General features: G+C 64.2%; 21 protein-coding genes. 11 read left to right on the top strand and 10 right to left on the bottom strand.

Features of this window, described 5'->3' with window-relative positions; translation table 11 throughout:
• Window positions 1-16: 16 nt before the first annotated feature.
• Both S58_RS38685 and S58_RS22870 read right to left on the bottom strand, forming a co-directional pair.
• On the bottom strand, window positions 17-184 hold the full coding sequence (locus tag S58_RS38685) for a hypothetical protein (protein ID WP_015667744.1): 168 nt from the start codon (window positions 182-184) through the stop codon (window positions 17-19).
• Complete coding sequence (locus S58_RS22870; protein WP_042340148.1) at window positions 181-438, bottom strand: hypothetical protein; 258 nt, start codon at window positions 436-438, stop codon at window positions 181-183. The genes S58_RS38685 and S58_RS22870 overlap by 4 nt, the downstream gene beginning before the upstream one ends.
• Window positions 439-513: 75 nt before the next feature.
• Between S58_RS22870 and S58_RS22865 the strand changes: the two genes are divergently transcribed.
• From S58_RS22865 to S58_RS38190, 3 genes are all read left to right on the top strand, one after another.
• Window positions 514-1,044, top strand: a complete 531-nt coding sequence (locus tag S58_RS22865) for a hypothetical protein (RefSeq protein WP_015667742.1) — start codon at window positions 514-516, stop codon at window positions 1,042-1,044.
• A 161-nt stretch (window positions 1,045-1,205) separates the two neighbouring features.
• Complete coding sequence (locus S58_RS22860) at window positions 1,206-1,514, top strand: hypothetical protein (RefSeq protein ID WP_042340146.1); 309 nt, start codon at window positions 1,206-1,208, stop codon at window positions 1,512-1,514.
• 141 nt (window positions 1,515-1,655) lie between these two features.
• A complete protein-coding gene (locus S58_RS38190) occupies window positions 1,656-1,796 on the top strand; it encodes a hypothetical protein (RefSeq protein WP_160167608.1) in 141 nt (46 codons plus the stop codon).
• A gap of 316 nt (window positions 1,797-2,112) precedes the next feature.
• Here S58_RS38190 and S58_RS22855 read toward each other — a convergent pair whose 3' ends face one another.
• From S58_RS22855 to S58_RS39100, 6 genes are all read right to left on the bottom strand, one after another.
• On the bottom strand, window positions 2,113-2,925 hold the full coding sequence (locus S58_RS22855; protein ID WP_377812144.1) for a dienelactone hydrolase family protein: 813 nt from the start codon (window positions 2,923-2,925) through the stop codon (window positions 2,113-2,115).
• A 439-nt stretch (window positions 2,926-3,364) separates the two neighbouring features.
• Window positions 3,365-3,886 carry a hypothetical protein gene (locus tag S58_RS22850; protein WP_015667739.1) on the bottom strand — a complete coding sequence of 174 codons (522 nt, stop codon included), beginning with the start codon at window positions 3,884-3,886 and terminating at the stop codon, window positions 3,365-3,367.
• A gap of 261 nt (window positions 3,887-4,147) precedes the next feature.
• Entirely contained in the window at window positions 4,148-4,576 is a 429-nt protein-coding gene (locus S58_RS22845) for a hypothetical protein (RefSeq protein WP_015667738.1), read from the bottom strand.
• Between the two features lie 237 nt (window positions 4,577-4,813).
• Window positions 4,814-5,440, bottom strand: a complete 627-nt coding sequence (locus S58_RS22840) for a transglutaminase-like cysteine peptidase (protein WP_015667737.1) — start codon at window positions 5,438-5,440, stop codon at window positions 4,814-4,816.
• A gap of 333 nt (window positions 5,441-5,773) precedes the next feature.
• Complete coding sequence (locus tag S58_RS22835) at window positions 5,774-6,388, bottom strand: PilZ domain-containing protein (RefSeq protein ID WP_015667736.1); 615 nt, start codon at window positions 6,386-6,388, stop codon at window positions 5,774-5,776.
• A 67-nt stretch (window positions 6,389-6,455) separates the two neighbouring features.
• Window positions 6,456-6,827: a hypothetical protein gene (locus S58_RS39100; RefSeq protein WP_015667735.1), complete on the bottom strand. Its 372-nt coding sequence runs from the start codon at window positions 6,825-6,827 to the stop codon at window positions 6,456-6,458.
• Here S58_RS39100 and S58_RS22830 point away from each other — a divergent pair.
• The 4 genes from S58_RS22830 (at window position 6,708) to S58_RS22815 (ending at window position 12,957) form a co-directional block, all read left to right on the top strand.
• A complete protein-coding gene (locus tag S58_RS22830; protein WP_244440821.1) occupies window positions 6,708-7,148 on the top strand; it encodes an MBL fold metallo-hydrolase in 441 nt (146 codons plus the stop codon). The two genes, S58_RS39100 and S58_RS22830, sit on opposite strands and share 120 nt — an antisense overlap.
• A gap of 188 nt (window positions 7,149-7,336) precedes the next feature.
• A complete protein-coding gene (locus S58_RS22825; RefSeq protein WP_015667733.1) occupies window positions 7,337-8,449 on the top strand; it encodes a trypsin-like peptidase domain-containing protein in 1,113 nt (370 codons plus the stop codon).
• A gap of 44 nt (window positions 8,450-8,493) precedes the next feature.
• Window positions 8,494-9,816, top strand: coding sequence for a hypothetical protein (locus S58_RS22820; RefSeq protein ID WP_015667732.1), 1,323 nt, complete (start codon window positions 8,494-8,496; stop codon window positions 9,814-9,816).
• A 3-nt stretch (window positions 9,817-9,819) separates the two neighbouring features.
• Window positions 9,820-12,957: an nSTAND1 domain-containing NTPase gene (locus tag S58_RS22815; RefSeq protein ID WP_015667731.1), complete on the top strand. Its 3,138-nt coding sequence runs from the start codon at window positions 9,820-9,822 to the stop codon at window positions 12,955-12,957.
• Between the two features lie 80 nt (window positions 12,958-13,037).
• Here S58_RS22815 and S58_RS22810 read toward each other — a convergent pair whose 3' ends face one another.
• Window positions 13,038-13,595, bottom strand: coding sequence for a PAS domain-containing protein (locus tag S58_RS22810; protein ID WP_015667730.1), 558 nt, complete (start codon window positions 13,593-13,595; stop codon window positions 13,038-13,040).
• A gap of 528 nt (window positions 13,596-14,123) precedes the next feature.
• Here S58_RS22810 and S58_RS22805 point away from each other — a divergent pair.
• Both S58_RS22805 and S58_RS22800 read left to right on the top strand, forming a co-directional pair.
• Window positions 14,124-14,915 carry a rhomboid family intramembrane serine protease gene (locus S58_RS22805; protein WP_042340871.1) on the top strand — a complete coding sequence of 264 codons (792 nt, stop codon included), beginning with the start codon at window positions 14,124-14,126 and terminating at the stop codon, window positions 14,913-14,915.
• Between the two features lie 273 nt (window positions 14,916-15,188).
• The gene (locus tag S58_RS22800; protein ID WP_015667728.1) at window positions 15,189-15,617 is read left to right on the top strand and encodes a CBS domain-containing protein; all 429 of its coding nucleotides are present in this window, start codon (window positions 15,189-15,191) and stop codon (window positions 15,615-15,617) included.
• Here S58_RS22800 and S58_RS22795 read toward each other — a convergent pair.
• Complete coding sequence (locus tag S58_RS22795) at window positions 15,604-16,620, bottom strand: patatin-like phospholipase family protein (RefSeq protein WP_015667727.1); 1,017 nt, start codon at window positions 16,618-16,620, stop codon at window positions 15,604-15,606. The genes S58_RS22800 and S58_RS22795 overlap by 14 nt on opposite strands.
• Window positions 16,621-16,901: 281 nt before the next feature.
• Here S58_RS22795 and S58_RS22790 point away from each other — a divergent pair, with 281 nt between their 5' ends.
• Both S58_RS22790 and S58_RS22785 read left to right on the top strand, forming a co-directional pair.
• Window positions 16,902-17,981, top strand: coding sequence for a hypothetical protein (locus tag S58_RS22790; protein WP_042340140.1), 1,080 nt, complete (start codon window positions 16,902-16,904; stop codon window positions 17,979-17,981).
• A 235-nt stretch (window positions 17,982-18,216) separates the two neighbouring features.
• A complete protein-coding gene (locus tag S58_RS22785) occupies window positions 18,217-18,387 on the top strand; it encodes an RNA polymerase sigma factor region1.1 domain-containing protein (RefSeq protein WP_015667725.1) in 171 nt (56 codons plus the stop codon).
• Window positions 18,388-18,574 lie beyond the last annotated feature (187 nt).

Genomic DNA, 18,574 nt, shown 5'->3' with positions numbered 1-18,574 from the left:
GGTCGACCTATGCTCGTCACGTTCCTTCCGACTCTCCGGCCTCGCGGGCACTGGCGATGCGTTCATGGCCGCTCGCCCAGAGCGCATGTTGCTCGCTGCCGTCCTGATAGGGATTGGCCTCGGCCGGAATGTTCTCGCGCGCGGCGCGCTCGCCCTGCTCGAACGGATCGGGGTCGGTGCTCATGCTGCCGTCTTGCTCCTCTTCCTCGGTTTGCGCCCGGCCTTTGCTGTGCTGTCGCCGGCGTCAGCCGCGCTCTTGCGCAAGGCATCCTTCAGGTCGGCCGGCACGCCGTGCTTCTCGAGCAGGTCCATGAAGGCCTCGTCGGCGAGGTCCTGCAGGCTGAGCATCTGATCACGGCCGAGCTGCTTGAGCTTGTCGAACGTGTCCTCGTCGAAGGCGATCAGCTTCCGCACAGACCCTTGCTCTCCTCGCCTCATCAATCCCCTCCGATCCACATTCGTTCCGGAACGCGGTCTGCCCGGTCGGGTTGAAGTCTAAAGGGAGACCATCCGATGGCCAGACATTCGTTGAGCATGCTGATCCTGATTGCAGGTCTCACCACGGCCACCGCCGTGTTTGCGCAAGGTGGTGGTGGCGGCGGGGGAGGCGGTGCTGGCGGCGGAGCGGCCGGTGGCGGTGCTGCGAGCAGTGCGAGCGGCGGGACAGCCGGCGGCACGGCCGGCGCGCCGAGTTCGGGTACGACGACAGGCACCGCCGGCACCGGGACGAGTGGCGCGGCTTCGGGCAACGCCGCCGGCCTCGGCAACACGAGCGATTTGAACGGCGCCGGCAATGGCGCGCGGCTGTCCCAGCCGGGCGCGACCGACGCCAACGGCACCAACAGCCTCGGCACCGCGCAGTCATCGGGCTCTGGCGCGAGCGGCGCCGGATCTGCGTCAGGCAATTCCGGCGTGACCACCGGATCAGGTCGCGGGGCCGGCGGCACCGGCGCGACCGGACCGAACCAGGCCGGTGATGTCGAGATTCAGCAGGAGAATCAGAAGGTCGACCAGAAGGTCAAAAGCATCTGCCGCGGTTGCTGATTGTTGCCGCCGCCCGTCGTGGTGACATCCGGATACCCGATCGCGCAGATGTGAGCATCGTTGCCCGCGAGCTGTTCCAAATCAGGGTTTAAGAGACCAGCGTGTAATGACCAGTGTCATTGCCTGTTGAGTTGGGCTGCCTGCAATTTGGAGACGGATCGATGCGCAAGAGATGGATGGGATTGCTGGCTGGCGGCGTGATCGCGTTGATGATGGTCCCCGTCACGGCGTCGGCGCGCGGCGGCTTTCACCACGGCGGTGGCTTTTATCATGGCTTCGGCCATCACGGATTTGGCGGCTTTGGACCGGGATTCGGGATCGGCTTCGGGTTCGGCTATCCCTATTATGGTGGCTATCCGGGCTACTACTACCCCTACACCTATGAGGATCTCGGCGGCTGCTACGTGATCCGCAAGCGCGTGCGGACAGCGCACGGCTGGCGCACGCGACCCGTCGAAGTCTGCGAGTGAACTGAGGTGAACCTCGGGGCGGGGTGACGCGTTGGCCAGTCACTTCGCCTTAACGATATCTCGTCACGATTTTCCTGCCGCAGTGAGCAACAGAGCGGCAATGGAGAAAGAGCTGGCGTAACGCTTGCATGGGATCCAGGCATGATGAACTCACTCACATCCCCTGAACTCACCTTCCTTTTCATGGGCGTCGTCTTCAGCCTGGGCATCGCGCTGGTCTGGATGGTGTGGGAGCTCGAGCAAGGCGCCCGGCAGCCGGCGAAGGTTCGCCGGCAGCGCTGACGCGCGGCGCCATCGTAACCTGCATGGGCGAAGCGACATGCGGGACATTTCGCCGGCACGCGCTCTTTCGCGTCATTGCGAACGCGGCGACGTGTCCGCCGACACCCAACGGCCGTCGGCGGAAGCAATCCAGAATCTCTCTGCGGAGGCAGCCTGGACTATTTCGCTGCGATCGCAATGGCGGAGAAGCGCAACGGGCGCAGTCGCGTGGTCCGCATGAGCGTCAACTGGAGGGCGAAGGCGAGAGCGCGATGCGGGGACGGTCCGTCCCCGGTGTCGCTGCGCTCGCCCGGGCTACGGCTCCGAGGCCGTCGCCTCAGCTCAGCACACCATACTTCTTGAACCACGCCTGCATCTGCGCCCAGGCGTCCTCGGCCGCCTCCTGGCGATAGCTCGGGCGATAGTCTGCATGGAAGCCGTGCGGCGCGCCGGGATAGATCTTGAACTCCGCGGTCTTCTTGTGCTCGGCGAGCGCCGCCTTCATCGCCTCCACGCTGGCGACGGGAATGCCGGTGTCGGCTTCGCCATAGAGGCCGAGCACGGGCGCCTTCATGTCGGGCGCGAGCTGCGTCGGGCTCTTCGGCCAGACCGGATTGGGCGGATCGATCAGCGGACCGTAGAATGCGACGCCGGCCTTCAGTCCGGCATTGTGGGCGGCATATTCCCACACGTTGCGGCCGCCGCGGCAGAAGCCGACGATGCCGAGTCGCGAGGTGTCGCCGCCCTGTGACTTGGCCCAGGCCACCGTCGCGTCGAGGTCGGACAGCAGCTCCGCATCAGGCTTCGCATTCACGATCGGCAGCAGATCCTTGATCTCGCTGATCTTGGTGAGGTCGGTGCCCTTGCGGAAGTAGTAGTCCGGCGCGACCGCGAGGACGCCGAGCTTGGCGAGACGGCGCGTCACGTCCTTGATGTATTGATGCAGGCCGAAGATCTCCATCGCGACCAGGACGACGGGCGGATTGCTGGCGCTGGCGGGCCTGGCAAAATAGACCGGCATCTCGCCGTCCGCGACCTTGACCTTCGCGTCGCCTGCATTGAGGCCGCTGGTGTCGGTGGTGATGACCTCGGCCCGGACGGGGCCTGCGGCCAAGGTGTAGCCGGCCGTGACGGCCGCGGATGCCGTCATGAAACCACGGCGCGAGAACGGGGCGACTTTGGTCAGTCCGATGACATCGGACGTCAGTGCAGGGTCGGCGGCCATGAGGGCTCCTCTCGAAAGATGACGCGCGCATTGAGCAGAGAAGTGCCGGGGAAAAGCAAGTCACCAGCCGGAGAGGCCGGCGCCGCAGCGCAGTTCCAAAGACCTTGCGATCAGGGATCTTGCGATCAGAGATCTGGCGATCAGAGGTGAACTACAAAAAACAAGGTCGTCGGCGCAGTATGGCGCCAACGACCTTGCCAGCCCCGGATATTGAAATTGGCCCTGCGCCATCCTGAAATTGGCTCGCCATCCGGTGAACTCAAGATGGCCCGAATCCCCGTCTGGCTCTGTGAAGCACTTCACAAGACCCCGGGAAAATTCGGCGGGATTAGTACAGCCAGGAGTTCACTGCTCAGTTCACTGCTCAGGATCGGCTGCGGCGATGCCGGTGTCCGCTGCGGCTCGCATGAGCGCGGGCGCGGATGCTGCGGTTACCCGACGCCGGCGAGGTTTGCTCCGAGGACTGCGTGCTGGCGAAGGACTGGCGCAGGCCGTCGATCGAATCCTTCAACGTCGAGACCTGGTCCGACAGCCGCTTGGTGTCGGCCTGCTGGGCCGCGAGCAGGCGGCGCATGCTCTGCAACTGCTCCTGCATCATCTGCAGCTGGTCGATCGATTCCTGCTGGGTGGCTTCGAGGCCCTTGGTCTTCTCCACGAGCTGCTCGGAGGCCTGCACCGTGCGCGCCTGCAGCTGACGCGTCACCGCGCCGCGTTCGGCCTCGGCGGCAGGCGGAGCGCCGTAGGCTCGCCACAGCACGATGCCGCCGATGCCCGCGATCAGCACCACGAGGGTGGCGGCCGCGAGCGCGATCGGCTGGGAGCTCCTGACAGCGCTGGCGCTGGATTTCTCGGGATAGCGTCTGGTGTCGCGCGTCACCGGGTTCATCACGAAACCACCCTAATCGAAAAAGCTTCGGAAGCCGTCCCGAAAAATGGAGCGGCGAAAAGGCATGCGGCCGGAACGCCCGCAAGGCAGCAAACGCGAGCCTGGGCGGTCCGATCCCGACCGCAAGACTTTATTAGCAAATCGGACAAAAGAGAGGTCCGCAAGCCCGAAAAACGGCAGCCGGGTCGGATCCCGGCGCAGCGGTACCGGCGTCTTCTAGCGAGCAGGGCGTCAGCCCTGAAGCCAAGCAGTGCCAGCGGCTTATTGGTTGGCGCTGCAGTTCCGGCAGATCGTGAGCTTCTGCTTCAGGCGGGCCTCGTCGGCGAGGTCGGCCGCCTGTTCCTCTTCATAGGTCATGCGGCCGCTGCGATAGCCGGAGCCCGACTGGGACGACATCACGTCGACCCGGGAATCGCCGCGGCGCTTGCTGCCCTTGCGCGGGGCGCTGCCGATATCGGGCTCCATCGCCATGTCGGCCTCGGCTTCGGAGGAGGCGACGCGGCCGTCCCAGTCGGCTGCAGCGGCGGTCGGCTGCGCCTGTATCACGGTGGGCGAAGCGGCCATCGCCGGAGAGGCCGCGGGCGCAGTGGCCGAGGCGAGCGGACCGGAGCAGCCGGTCCCCGACATGCAGCAGTTCGCCAGGGTCAGGGCTGCGGCCACGAGCGCCGCGCTTCGCAGGATCATCATCATGCCGACAACCTAAACCCGACCGTCGAGGGAAAACAAGGTTGGCCGAGGAGTTGTCGCGGCCTGCGTGCGACATATCGTCGAAGCAAGGCCAAAAAAAGTTGCGGCCAGCTCTTGGGGGAGAGCTGGCCGCGCGCGAACCGGTCTGGGACGGGGAGGGGTGGGGATGTGACCGGGTCGCGTAACTCGAATTCGTGTCTCGCCTCTCTGTTCAGCGCTCGCTTGGCGCTCTCCTGCGCCTCAGCGCTCTCTTGCGCTGGCGGTGGCCACTGCCGGGCGACCGTCGCCGAGCGAGACCCACACATTCGGGTCGCTCTGCGACTGCCGCTTGACGAAGCGGTAGCCGGTCTCGGTCCAGGCGACGACGTTCTCGTTCTGATTGTCGAGCACGTATTCACCCTTGTCGGTCTTCACGGTGAGGACGGCATGTCCTTCACCCTTCTTGTCGCGCACCACCGTGATCAGCAGCGCCTCGCGGGGCCAGCCGGCATCGATCAGCAGCTTACGCTTCAACAGCACGTAGTCCTCGCAGTCGCCGTAGCCGTCGGTCGGCAGCGACCATTTCTCGACCACGCCCCAATGGTCCATGTCGGTGATGGGCTTGACGTTCTCATTGACCCAGCGATTGACCTTTAGCAGGTCGCGCCACGCCGTCTGGGAGAGCACGATGTCGCGGGCCTGCGACGCGCCGCCGCGGCATTCCTCGGGAGTCTCGGTGCAGAACTCGATCCAGCCGATCGGGGCCCGCGTGGTGTCGCCAAGGCTCGCATAGAGCACCCGGTCATCACCGGCATGCGCCATCGTCCCCATCGCCATCAGGAAGGCTGCGACCGCCAATCCCTTTGCCTGTCCCGTCCGCTTGACCATTTTGGCCCCCCGTTTTCGTTGGGACCATGTGTCTCACAAAGATTTTTCGCTGCCGCTAAATCGCCACGATGGATTTGACGCAAATGCGAGTAAAACAAAGGGCTTATTCGACTCTCACTTGAATCGAATCTAGCTAAAATTTGAATCGTTCGGGCTTGAATCGAATGCGTTGCATTAAGGCGGGAACCGCTGCCGTTGCAGCGTTGCGCGCCGTTTGCGGCCCGGCCATTAACTGCATCGGACCGCCGGTGCGATGGCCGAACGCCACACGGCGCCCGCGGTGGCGGACGCCGTGCACTCCGTGAAGTTGCGGGATTTATGCGACTTTCGGCTTTACCGCGCGGTAACGCTCTCTTCGAGCGTTTCGGCAAGTTGTGCGTGCATGAACTCGATGGCGAAGCCGCCCTCGAGATTTCGCACCACGCGCGACTGCACGCGGCCGAGCATGACCAGCGATTTCATCGGCGGCTTGGTCTCCGCCGCGATGGCCGCGCCCGACAGCGACATGTCGATGATGCGGCAGGTCATCTTGGTGCCGTCCTCGAGCGTCAGCACCGCGATCGGGTTGCGCGGAATGATACGGTCGTGGCGGCGATCCTCCGGCAAATTGAGGATGTCGCGGTTGGCGAGCCAGGTCAGCTGGGCCGCGAGCTTGTCGCGCTTGCGCGCGGTCGCGCCGATCGTCATCGCAAAGCCGTTGTCGATGATGCGGGTGATCTTGCCCTCGACGCGGCCGATATGGTCGAGATAGGCGATCACGCGGTCGCCGACATTGCCGATGCCGGGGGCGAGCAGCGCGAGCCCGCCCGGCGACATGTTGATCACCTGGCAGGGAAACTCACGGCGGTCGGGCAGCATGTAGCGGCCGAGCAGGTGGACCTTGACCCGCTGGAAACGGCGGCGCTCCTCGGCGGCCGGAAGAGAGAGTTTTTTATTCGGCAACGCCATGTTTCGCCACTCAAAGCCGGCTCTTAGCGTGCCGGATGATCCAGCGCTGAAACTACGTCCTGCACGGTTAATTCAGCGTTACGTTGTGCTCTCTCGGCGCTCTGCCACGGCCTGTGCGAGCTGATAGAATGGCCGGGCGCAGCATCGCGCCAATGACATCACCGAAGATGGGAGAGACGTTCGTGCGGAGCTGGCTGGGAGCCTTGTTGGGCGTCCTGGCGGTCGTGGTCTGCGCGGCGGCTGGATCGTCGCCGACGGCGTCGTCTACGAGCGCAACGGCGTCAGGGTCAGCGCCATCGAGGTCAATCGCGGCGAGAAGATCAAGCCGGCGCTCGGCTATGTCGTCGAATTCGACGGCAAGAAGGTCGTGCTGTCCGGCGACACCAAGCCCGATCCCCGCGTCGAGAAGGCGGCGGAAGCTGCCGATCTCCTCATCCATGAGGTGGCCGTGATCGATCCGGGGTTGCTCACATCCTTTCCGAGCTACCGTGCCATCCAGGACCACCACACCTCGCCCGAGGAGGCCGGCAGGATCTTCAGCGAGGCGAAGCCGAAGCTCGCGGTGTACTCGCACATCGTGTTTGCGACCGTGAAACCGGTGCAGAACGTGCCCGAAGATGCGCTGATCGCGCGCACACCAACGAGCTATCAGGGCCCGCTCGTCGTCGGGCGGGATGTCAGCTCGTTGATCATCTCCGATGATGTCAAAGCGTTCGCGCCCGACGGCAGTCCGATCGCGCCGCTGACCGGCGCGCAGTGAGGCGGAGGCCGTAGCTTCACCGAGAGGTTACATACCGTAGACAACGCCCTTGAAAGTAGAACTTGAACGCAGCACATTCTTCCATGGAGCGATGAGGGGCACCAAGACGGCGAGCCCATCGGCTTTACGAGACGCCGCATGCCGGTCGTCGGCGGGCGGGAATCTCACGTCGCTCAGGAGTTGGTGCGGTGATACCGGGGGTCGATTTCGGCGAATTCCAGGAAGCGCTTGTCGCAGCGTTCAACCCTAGAGAGTTGGAGATGATGGTCCGCGTTCGGTTAAACGAGCGGCTGGAGAACATTGTTGCCCCCGGTCCGAACGACTACGTGGCGTTTCAGCTGATCGACTGGGCCGAGCGCAAAGGCGCGACGATCGTCCTCGATCTGGCCCGCGCTGCATATCTTACGAAGCCGGACCACGAGAAAGTACGACGCCTTTACGAGAAATTCGGCATGGCGCCGACGATGTCGGTGCAGAGCGCGGGCAAGTCCGTCACCGGGGCGCCCGAGCGCGTCACGGCAAGCGGCCTCGAAGCCATCGTGCGTCCGCGACTCACGATCTTCGACATGGGCGTGTGGCGAGAGTGCATGGCGCAGATCGAGGGCCAAGTTTGCCGCATCGAGTTTGACGGCAACGCGATGGGCACCGGCTTCTTGATCGGACCGGATCTCGTTCTTACCAACTACCACGTGCTCGAGTCCGCAATCGAGGGGACGGCACGTCCGGCCGCGATCACCTGCCATTTTGACTACAAGGTTCTCACCGGCGGCTCGCGCTCGGAAGGAGTTGTCGTGCCGCTACACGCTTCAGACTGGCGCATCGACTTCGCGCGTTACAGCCAGGCCGAGGCCGACGGTCAGCCGGATCGTGATCTTCCAGCGGCGGACGAACTCGATTTCGTACTCGCGCGCTTGGCGCGATCCATCGGCAACGAACCGATCGACAAGAACGCCGGCTCCGGTGCCCCTCGACGGCGCTGGATCGCAATGCCCAAGACACAGCCGCCACTTCAGATCGACATGCCGCTGCTGATAGCCCAGCATCCGGACGGGAGCCCTTTGAAACTCGCCGTCGACACGCAAGCCGTGCTCGGCGTGAACGGCAACGGCACACGGGTTCGCTATGCCACTAACAGCGACCGAGGCTCATCGGGGTCCCCGTGCTTCAATATGGAATGGTCGCTGGTTGCGATGCATCACATGGGCGACCCTGCCTGGGGCTCGCCGAAATTCAACCAGGGCATTCCGATTGGCGTTATCCGCCAGCGGCTTGCAGGAAAGATCGAATTCGAGGCGCCATGACGCGCCGGGTCCGCTTCGCTTCGAGTGAAAGGGCGTAGAGGCCAATGATCGAGACAGACGCTGCCGGCTCCGCGATAGGGCCGGAATCTCTCTTGGACAAGATGCTACTCGATAGCATCTGCGATGCGTTCAACATGAACGATCTGAAGGTCCTGGTTCGCTTTACAATGGGTAAAGACGTTTCCGATCGACTGTCTTGGGAGCAACCGAAGCAGAACGTTGTTCTCGATTTTCTGGACATGGTCGAGCGGGATGGACGGCTGCTCGACCTGCTCAATCGCATCAAGAACTGGAAGGGTCAACAGTCCAACGAAGCCCTTCAGAGGGTCGTCGGCGAGCACCTGCAGCGCATTTCCACCCCGGCCAGCGTCAAGACGCTCAACACCGGGATCAACAGTCTGCGGCGGGAGGTCGAGGAGGACGCCGGGATTCGCTCTGTCGTCGCCGCCTCGCGCAAGACGCTCGACCAGGTCAGCAGCAGAATCGACGCCCTTTTTCACTACAAGGAGCTGCATGATTGCCTGCACGATATCCAGTTGCGGCACTACCGGGAGATCATCGATTGCGCCAAGGAACTGGGGCGCGATCCGCAAGCATCGTTCGGGCTCCAACAACACGTCATCGACCTTGCGAAAATCTGCAGCCGTGTGCGCGAGGCGGCCGAACGGCTGCCGGAGGTCGGTGCCGATCGGACGCATGTGCGCGGATGGATAGAGGAGCTCGAATCGGCGATTCCGAAATTACGAAAGGCGGTTCGCGATGAGGATTCCCACGATGTGATCACTGCGGTGTTCCCGTTTCGGAGCGTGATCGTCTCCGAACAGAGCAGGGTCAACGCATCCCTCAACCGATATGCCGAAGAGCTTCCGTTGAGAGAGCTGAGCGAAATCCTCGCGAATGCAGTCGCTGCCAAGCCAGCGGGAGATGCGTCGGCAGCCGACCTTCAAGAGGCGATCGCGTCTTTGAGGAACATCAAGTCGCAGCTGAGCAGCCGGGTCGCGGAACACGACAAATGGCAGAGAATCGAGAAGGATTTCTGGGAGGCCGAGGACAACATCGAAAAGAACACACCGGAATCGCTCGACTTGTTCAAGGAGTTCTGGCCAGCGATCAAATCGCGCGTCGACGAGATCGCTTCCACGCAGGCTGAGGCGGACTGGGCCAAGGATGCGAAGGAGTATGCCAGCCGCGTCGACGAGACGATTGCCGGTCGCGTCACCAATTTCGGTTCGCTGCGCAGAAATTTCAAGCTCTTCCGCGATACGGCGCTTCTTCACTTTTTCAATGTCGACCGAGATCTCAAGGCGCAGTGCGGCGACATCCTGAAGATCCGTGAGCCTTTGAGAGAACTATCTGACAAGGTGTGAGCCATGTCGAACGATCACCAAGTTGCGCCGGAAGCGTCGGCACCAGGATCGGCGCCGTCAACATTCACCTCGCTCACCGAATTGCGCGCCGAACACATTGCGCTGATGCGCACGGCCCGCGATCGAGAGAACGATCGGGATCTGCTCGCCGACGTCCATGCGTTCATCGATCGGGCGCAGGCGGCGGGACGATGGATAGATTCACCGGCCGACCGCGAGGCTGCCCAGAATATCATTACCTACTGGACGTCGTATCAGTTTTCGGCCGGCGATCGGGAGGCTCTCTCTGCCACGCTGCCAGCCCTCGACCCCTTCGACCCATCGCACGCCCCCGACCTCACCAGCGCTGCCAATCCCTACATTGGGTTGAACCCATTCGACGAAGACGACGCGGGACGCTTTTTCGGGCGCGAGGAGGCCGTCAGAAAACTTCTGGAGCAGCTTCGCGAGCAGCGAGCCGTGCTCGTCTCCGGCCCGATGGGAAGCGGCAAGACATCGATCGTAATGGCCGGCGTCATCCCAAGGATGAAGTCGCAGCTTGCCGGGGAAGGCAAGAGCCCGCTCGTTCTGGTCGTAGTGCCGAGAGCAGATCCGTTCGCCGCGTTGCTCGCGAGCATCCATGAGGTCGCTGCCGATCCCGCATTACCCAAACTCGAAACATGGATCACCGAGCAGAAGCAGAAGCTCGAACGTTCGCCAGAGACTTTTGGCGGCCTGCTCGACGGCTTGTTTCCGGGGCGACCCGTTATCATGGTCGTCGATCAGCTCGAGCAGATCTTTACGATCTGCTCGGACGAGAAGACGAGGGAGGGCTTCGTTCAGGCACTGATCGGAACGCGTGGTCAGCCGGATCGGACCATTCTCATTATCGAGGAGCGGTACCAGCAACCGGCGCTTCAGCTCGCCGCGCTCAAGTCGATCGGGGAAAATCCGGCCGCACGCTTCTCGCTTGGGCCGCCCAACGCTGCCGAAGTGCAGCACATCATCGAGAGCGCGGCCACCACGGTCGGGCTCAAGTTCGACGAGGGAATCGTCGAAGACCTCGCCAAGAACGTTGCCGGCGATGCGGGCGCGCTGGCCATGCTGCAATTTACCCTGGGCAGGCTGTGGCACCAGCGCCAGCGCAACCGCATCACCTGGGAAGCCTATCACAAGGTGGGCAAGCCGCGAGACGCTCTGATCCGTACAGCAGAAACGATTTACGCCGGCCTGACGTCTGACGACCAGGCCGCCGCGAGGTGCGTCTTCCTGCAACTGGTGCAGCCCGACGTGGAAGGGTTCATCCGCCGCCGGGTGCGGCGGGACGTCCTGGTGCAGATCGCGCCTGCCGGCCGCGTCGACCACGTTCTGGAGAGATATGTGGATGCCGAGCTCGTCCGGCGCAGCCCAGGCGTCGGCTGGGACGACGATCGCTTCGACCTGGCCCACAGCGCGCTCATCGACGGCTGGCCGCGATTGCGCGACTGGCTGCAGGAGGAGCGGGACCGGTCCAAGGCGAAGCTGCAGCTCATCGCGACGGCGCAGCGCTGGCAAGCATCCGGCTTCGATGCCGGTTACCTGCTCTCTGGCGCCGCTCTGGACGACGCGGCGTCCTACATGGAGGGCGCGCCGGAGCTCAAGGAACTCGTGGCGGCCAGTCGAACCTACAACGAACTGCAGGCGCGACGATATTCCCGCGCCAGGAACGGCGCGCTGATTGTCATGGCGACCTTGCTCGTCGTTGCGGTGTCGGGCTGGCTAAAGGCTTTCCGGGAGGAACAATCCGCGCAGAAGAGCGCGCAAAGTGCATTTTCCGTCGTTGGGAGCGTGCTCGATGTAATCCAGAAGCAGCTCAATACCGGTGAAATCCGGGTCTCGAATGCGGGACGGCTGCTGAGCGGTGCGGAGAAGATTTACGATGCCGTCGAGAAACGGCCGGAATTCATGGAGTATCGCGCCAAGCTGCTGACGAAGTCCTCGGACGTGTACCTGCTGGTTGGAGACCATCGCCATACCGTGGAACGAATCGAAGAGGCCAAAAACCTCACTGATCAGCTTCTCGCGAAGGACGCCGAGAACGACGAGTGGCAGGAACTGCGTTATGAGGTCGCGTTCCGGATTGGAGACGCCTTCGAGGGCCGTGATCTGAAGCGCTCCGCAGCGGAACTTGATTATGCGCTGCGGATTGCGCAGAAGCTGGCTGACAAGAATCCCGCGGACAGCGAGGCGCGCCGAAGAATCGCCTTTGTCGAGAACAAGATTGCGGACAGCCTCCTGAAAAAGGACTGGAACGGCGCCCTGGATTGGTACCGGAAATCCCTTGCGATTGGCACCGCCCTCCTGGCTCAGGACCCGAACGACCCGGATGCGCAGAAGGCCGTGGCGGATGCCCGGACCCGGATTGGCGATGTCCTTGCTGCGCACGATCGTCTGAAGGAAGCTCTGGCCGAATACGAGCAGGCAATGACGATACGGGAGGCCTTGGTCCGCAGGGAATCCAAAAACAACGTCTATCGATCCAACTTGTCGAAGATCTACGAGCAGGTCGGCCGTGTGCACAAGATGCAAGGCCAGCCTGACGACGCATTGAAGTATTTCCAGATGGCAGTCGACCTCTCAGCCGGCCTCGCCCGCGACGATCCCGACAATGTCGACTGGAAAATTCGTCTCGCCCGCCAATACGTCATCATCGGCGATTCGGTGGCAGAACAGGATCCGGCGGGCGCGATCGACAGATACCGCAGCGCTCTGGCAATTCGCGAGGAGGTCACCGCAAAGGACCTCAATAACGTGGCATGGACGCGCGACGTAGCCGACGCGCACGACAGGCTTGGGAGCGCGTGGCGAAGGCAGCACGACTTCGTAAACACGCTCAGGGAATATGATGCCGGCCTGCAAATCCGGTTGCAGCTCGCGACAAGGTTTCCCGACGATGGCAATCGTCAACTTGAGCTGGCGGAAGGCTACGAGCGCATCGGTGACGCCGCGCGCGAGCAGAGCGAGCCGGGACAAGATGCCAGCTCCCTGCAAGATGCCGTCGAGGCCTATCGCAAGGGCCTCGTCGTCGTCAGCGCACTCATCGCCAAAAACCCGAACAGCGGGGCAGAGAAGGTGCGCGACAGGCTCCAGGCGAAACTCTCGGCCCTGACAACGATCCGCTAGCGGTCACGCCATTTGGTATTTGCGGTGGAATTTTCCGTCTTCCTCCGCACAGCAGCCCGAACTACGCGCGTCGCAATTGGTCAGCGCAGCCCCTCATAGACCATCAGGCCGCGGGCGAGCGCGAGCTTGCGCAGCGTGCGCGGCACGATCGGCTCGGCCGGCGGATGGATGTAGCGCCACGAGACCATTTCCAGCGGTCCGAGCGCGCCCTTCGGGGGCTCGAATGGTGCGAGCAGGCCGGTGAGGCTGATCGGCTCGTGCGCGCGGGTCGCGAACGGCAGCAGCAGGAGTTCGAAATGGGCGGTGGTGTGATCCGGCGCCAGCGCCGTCACGCCGGCGATCGCCGGCAGCGTCTCCTCGCTGACCACCATCGCGATCTCCTCGATCTCGCGGCGGCTCGCGGGAGTGAACTGCGCGGGGAAGCTCTTGTCCTTGACGTCGCCGCCGAGCAGGGCGCACAGCCGGGTGCCGGCCATGCGGAACGGAAAGCCGCTGTCGGCATCGCAGGACAGCACGAAGATGTCGCCGAGCAGCTCGCGCACGGCTGACGGCTCGAAGTCGCAGCGCTCCGGCGCCTTGGCATGGCCGCGCCTGTCGTTCCAATAGGCGAAGAGCTCGCGATTGGACGGATGTTTCATCTGGATGACCCCTCGCGCCCTCGACGTCACCAGGACATTGCTGTCCCGCTTTCGTCCAGGCGTCTCCCTGGTTCGTTGTGCAGGAGGGGCTGTGCAGCGTCCATGCCGATGGTGCGATCGTGCCGGCTTTCCCCCGGCCTTCCGCGCGTTAAGGTTAAATTAACGATGTGCTTGGCGGCGGCACCCCGATCGTTAACAATGCGTTCATCAGGTCGCGGCCGGAAGGTGGAAGGTCCGCCGCGATACGGTGAGGTACACGAAGGCGGCGTCAAACAAGTCCGGTCGCCGCGACGGGGAGGGGTGGGGAACAACCCCGGGCTCCCCGCGGCGAAAAGACCGGCGGATCTCGCGAGGGAGGACTTTCTCAGAGTCCTCCCTCTTTTCTTTTGGAAGACTCGCCGTTTCGAAGCCCTGCGCCTCATTCGGGCCACCAGGCCGCACATCAACTCTGCACGCGTGCGCTTGCACATCGCTGTCAAAGACGCCTATCTGACGGGTCTGTTCCTCTCGTCGAAAGCGTTCGGCCCCTTGGATTCTCCAGACCTCCCCCAGGATCCGCCGCGACAGGCACCGCGCGAACCGATCCTCAACCTGCCGGGCGCGCTGACCGCCTACATACTCCTGATCGCGGTGATCCATCTGCGTGTGCTGCTGCCGGACGAGTGGGACGCAGGGATCATCGACCTGTTCGCCTTCGTCCCGAAACGGTACGACCAGACCCTGATGGACGGCGCCTTTCCCGGCGGAACGCCGGCCAAGATCTGGACGTTCGTCAGCTACTCGCTGCTGCATGCCAATCTCACCCATATCGGCTTCAACGTGCTGTGGCTGCTGCCGTTCGGCAGCGCATTGGCGCGCCGCTTCGGCGCCGTCAGGTTCTATCTCTTCATGGCGGTGACCGCGGCGGCCGGCGCGCTGGCGCACCTCATCACTCATGAGCATGCGCTGGCGCCGATGATCGGCGCGTCGGCCTCAGTATCCGGCACCATGGCGGCGGCGATGCGCTTTGCCTTCGTGAAGGGCAGCTTCCTGTCGTTCAGCCGCGGCGATGCCGAGGCGGCGGCGACGGTGCCGGCGCTGTCGCTGTCGCGTGCGCTGCGCAATCCGCGGGTGCTCGGCTTCCTGGCGGTATGGTTCGGGGTCAACGTCGTGTTCGGCGTCGGCGACCTCACGCCCGGCGCCGATGGCGCCAATGTTGCCTGGCAGGCTCATATCGGCGGTTTCGTCGCCGGGCTCATCCTGTTTGCGCTGTTCGACCCGATCCCGCATGTGCGGCACGATGCTGCACCTGCGTTGCCATCTGACATTTCCGACAGTTAGTTGCCGCGATCCTGCGCTTGCGAGCGGGCGTGATTTCATTCATCATTTGCCTCCGATGCAACCGGGGCACGATTCCGGGCAAATAAGGCAGGCGATTTCGCTCGGTGATGGACCGGCCTGCCGACGGCAATGCAACCCAAACGCGACAGGGGCATTGCCAGACTGTTGATGAAGACTCCCGATCTAAACTCGCTTGACTGAAAACTGCTGCAGGCATCGGCCGCAACGACGCCCCGCTCAAGAGGGCGCACCGGCCTCTCAAGGAGACAGGCAATGACAGTACGTGCGATCCTCGACATCAAGGGCCACAAGGTCGAGAGCGTCGAGCCCGAAACCACACTCGCTGACGCCGCCAAGCTGCTGGCCGATCGCAAGATCGGTGCGGTGCTGGTGATGTCGGGAGCACGGATGGAGGGCATCCTCTCCGAGCGCGACATCGTGCGCGCGCTGGGCGAGCGCGGCGCCGCGGTTCTCGCCGAGCCGTTGTCGAGCGTGATGACGCGCCGCGTCGTCAACTGCAAGCCGCAGGACACGGTCGCATCGATCATGGAAATGATGACCAACGGCAAGTTCCGGCATCTGCCGGTGATCGAAGGCGGTGTCGTCGTCGGCCTGATCTCGATCGGCGACGTCGTGAAGTGGCGCGTCCAGGAATACGAGAACGAGCAGGAAGCGCTGCGTCAGTACATCAAGACGGCATAGTCCCGCCGCTGGTCGGCGTCGCGACGCCGATCGCGTCCTGGATCGAATCGAGCGCGCGTTCGGCCGCCCTGGTGCCGAATGCGATGAGATCCGACGCGCGGTGGAAGTCGAACCATCCGATCTGTCCGACCCGCGGCGAGATCAGGAGATCGGGCGGATCGCCGGCGAGCCGGGCGCGGGTGATGCGGTCCTGCATGATGTTGAAGGCATCGACCATCACCGATGAAATGCCGGGCCGGCCGCCGCCGCCGAAGAACTGCCGCTTCACCGCGCGCTCCGGCGAGAACAGCTTGCCGAAGCGGCGCTTGGGCGGCGAGCTCTCCATCACCGTCTCCGGCACCTCGACCGGCTGGCCATGCGAATAGATCGTCGTCGAATGCGTGAACACGTCGCTCGACAGGTTGGCGGCGATCACGATCTCGGCGCCGAGCGCGCGCGCCGCCGACACCGGCACCGGATTGACCATGGCGCCGTCCACCAGCCAGCGATCGCCGATCAGCACCGGCGCGAAAATGCCGGGCAGGGCGTAGGACGCGCGCATCGCGTCGACCAGGCTGCCATGGGTCAGCCAGATCTCGTGACCGGTGCGGATTTCGGTCGCCACCGTCGCGACCTTCATCGGCAGCTCCTCGATAGCGATGCGGCCGAGCGAGGCTTCGAGCTGGGCTGCGAGCTTCTCGCCGCCGATCAGGCCGGAACCGTTGAGGCGGATGTCGAGATAGCCGAGGATGTTGCGCATCTGCAGGCTGCGCGCCCATTCCTCCAGCGTATCGAGCTGGCCGGCCGCATAGGCGCCGCCGACCACGGCGCCGATCGACGTGCCGACCACGACGTCGGGCACGATGCCATGCGCCATCAGGGTCCGGATCACGCCGATATGGGCAAAACCGCGCGCCGCACCGCCGCCGAGGGCAAGGCCGATGACCGGCTTGCGGATCGTCCCGAGGCCGACATCGGAGCCCTCGGTTCCGCTCGGGCGGCGTCCTTTCAAGATATCCAGCACCGTGATCTCCACGCTGACGCAAACTGTGTGCAACGAGTCGGCAACGGACTCATGACGCCCGCCAACTTACCAGAAGCATCCTTTATGCCGGTTGACCGGGGACACCAGATGCCGCCGAATTGAAGGTTCCGCAGATCGCATGGTCATGACAGCCGTCGAGCCGGGGCAAGGCGCCTTGATCAGCCGCCTGATCAAGCCGCCTGATGACGCCGCCTTGGGGCCGGCTCGTCCGCGGGTTTAGTAGAGGCTTGAATTTGCCGCGTTTTCGGTCAAAAGCAGGGATGATGACGACAGGTCGCGGGTTCAGCAGTTTCCGGCGCAGCGGGCGGCGATCGCTCGTGCCCGTTTTGTCGTGCCTGCTCGCCGGCCTCGCGATGTCTCCCGCCGCCGCGCAGCTGTTCGGCGACCGGCCGCCGCCAGTTCCCCCGGCCTCGGTGCCCGATCCCGGCGCCGCCGTGAGCCTGGCTCCGCCCTCCGGCCCTGGCGCCGGTCCCGTCGTGCCCCCCGCACCGCAGGCGTTGCCGGGACCGCCGATGGCCGCGATTCCGCCGGGGGCGCCGGCGGCGATTCCGCCGGTTGCCGCTCCGCCCGCCGCCGCGCCCAACCAGGGGGTGCTGTCGCTCTCGGCGCGTTACGGCAAGGACCTGCCGGGCATCAATGGCGGCCTGGTCTGGCGCGTTTTCGCCGACCGGCCCGACGAGACCGGCGCCTTCAAGATGCTGCGCGAGGATCGCGGCGCCACGCCGAACATCGTGCTGCCGCCCGGCAATTACGTCGTCCATGTTGCGCTCGGCCTGGTCAGCGCGGTCCGCTCGGTCAGCCTGAAGGCGGAAACCGATCGCGAGGCGTTCCTGCTGCCCGCCGGGGGCTTGCGCCTCGAGGGCCGGGTGGGGTCCAGCAAGATCCCGCAGAACCAGATCTCGTTCGCGATCTACAAGGGCAGCCAGTTCGACGGCCGCGAACGCGCGCCGGTGGTGCCGAACGTCGCCGCCGGCGACGTGCTGATGCTGCCCGAGGGCACCTATTACATCGTCTCCAACTATGGCGACGCCAATTCCGTGGTGCGCTCCGACATCCGCGTCCAGGCCAGCAAGCTGACCGACGTCACCGTCACCCATCGCGCGGCGGTCATCACCTTGAAGCTGGTCTCCGACAAGGGCGGCGAGGCGCTCGCCAACACCGCCTGGTCCGTCATCAACCCCGGCGGCGACGTGATCAAGGAATCGATCGGCGCCTTCCCCAAGGTCGTGCTCTCCGAAGGCGACTACCGCGCCATCGCCAAGAACGAAGGCAAGGTGTTCGAACGCTCCTTCAACGTCGTCAACGGCGTCGACGGCGAGGTCGAGGTGCTGGCGCGCTGAGCGACGGGTCGATCTCATGATGCCCTCGTAGCCCGGGCGAGCGCAGCGACCCCGGGTTCACGACGGTACTCGTGGCTTCGGCGGGTGACGCGGGGAATGATTTTGGGCGTCTCGCGGAGGCACGGCTGAACCCGCATGTCGCTCTCGCCGAAGCCCGCCTGGCTTCGGCTGCCACTCATGCGGGCTACGATCGCTCTTCTCCCTATCTATGAGGGCCATTCGCCGGGAGAGCAGCATGCGCATATCCGACATCATCCGCCAAGCCATCGAGGTCGGCGAGCGCAAGGGCTGGATCACGTTCGACGAGCTGAACGAGATCTGCCCCGGCGCCGAGGTTGAGCCAGAGGACATCGAGCGGATCATGCAGGCGTTCAGCGATGAAGGCATTCGCCTGGAGGAGGAGTGATGCGAGCGCAGAGTTTTGTAGGATCGCGTCCCACCAACGGTGTCGTCCCGGCGAACGCCGGGACCCATACCGCGGATTCTATCGGGGGACGTAGCTGTCAACGGCCCGCATCACCACGGCCGGTGGCTATGGGTCCCGGCTCAAGGCCGGGACGACAGCGGTGATTGTCGAAGCAGTGGTGCGCAAC

It is taken from the genome of Bradyrhizobium oligotrophicum S58 (assembly GCF_000344805.1).
GTDB lineage: Bacteria > Pseudomonadota > Alphaproteobacteria > Rhizobiales > Xanthobacteraceae > Bradyrhizobium > Bradyrhizobium oligotrophicum.
The sequence above is the reverse complement of the archived record's forward strand: the minus strand, read 5'-3'. Positions and strand labels throughout refer to the sequence as shown.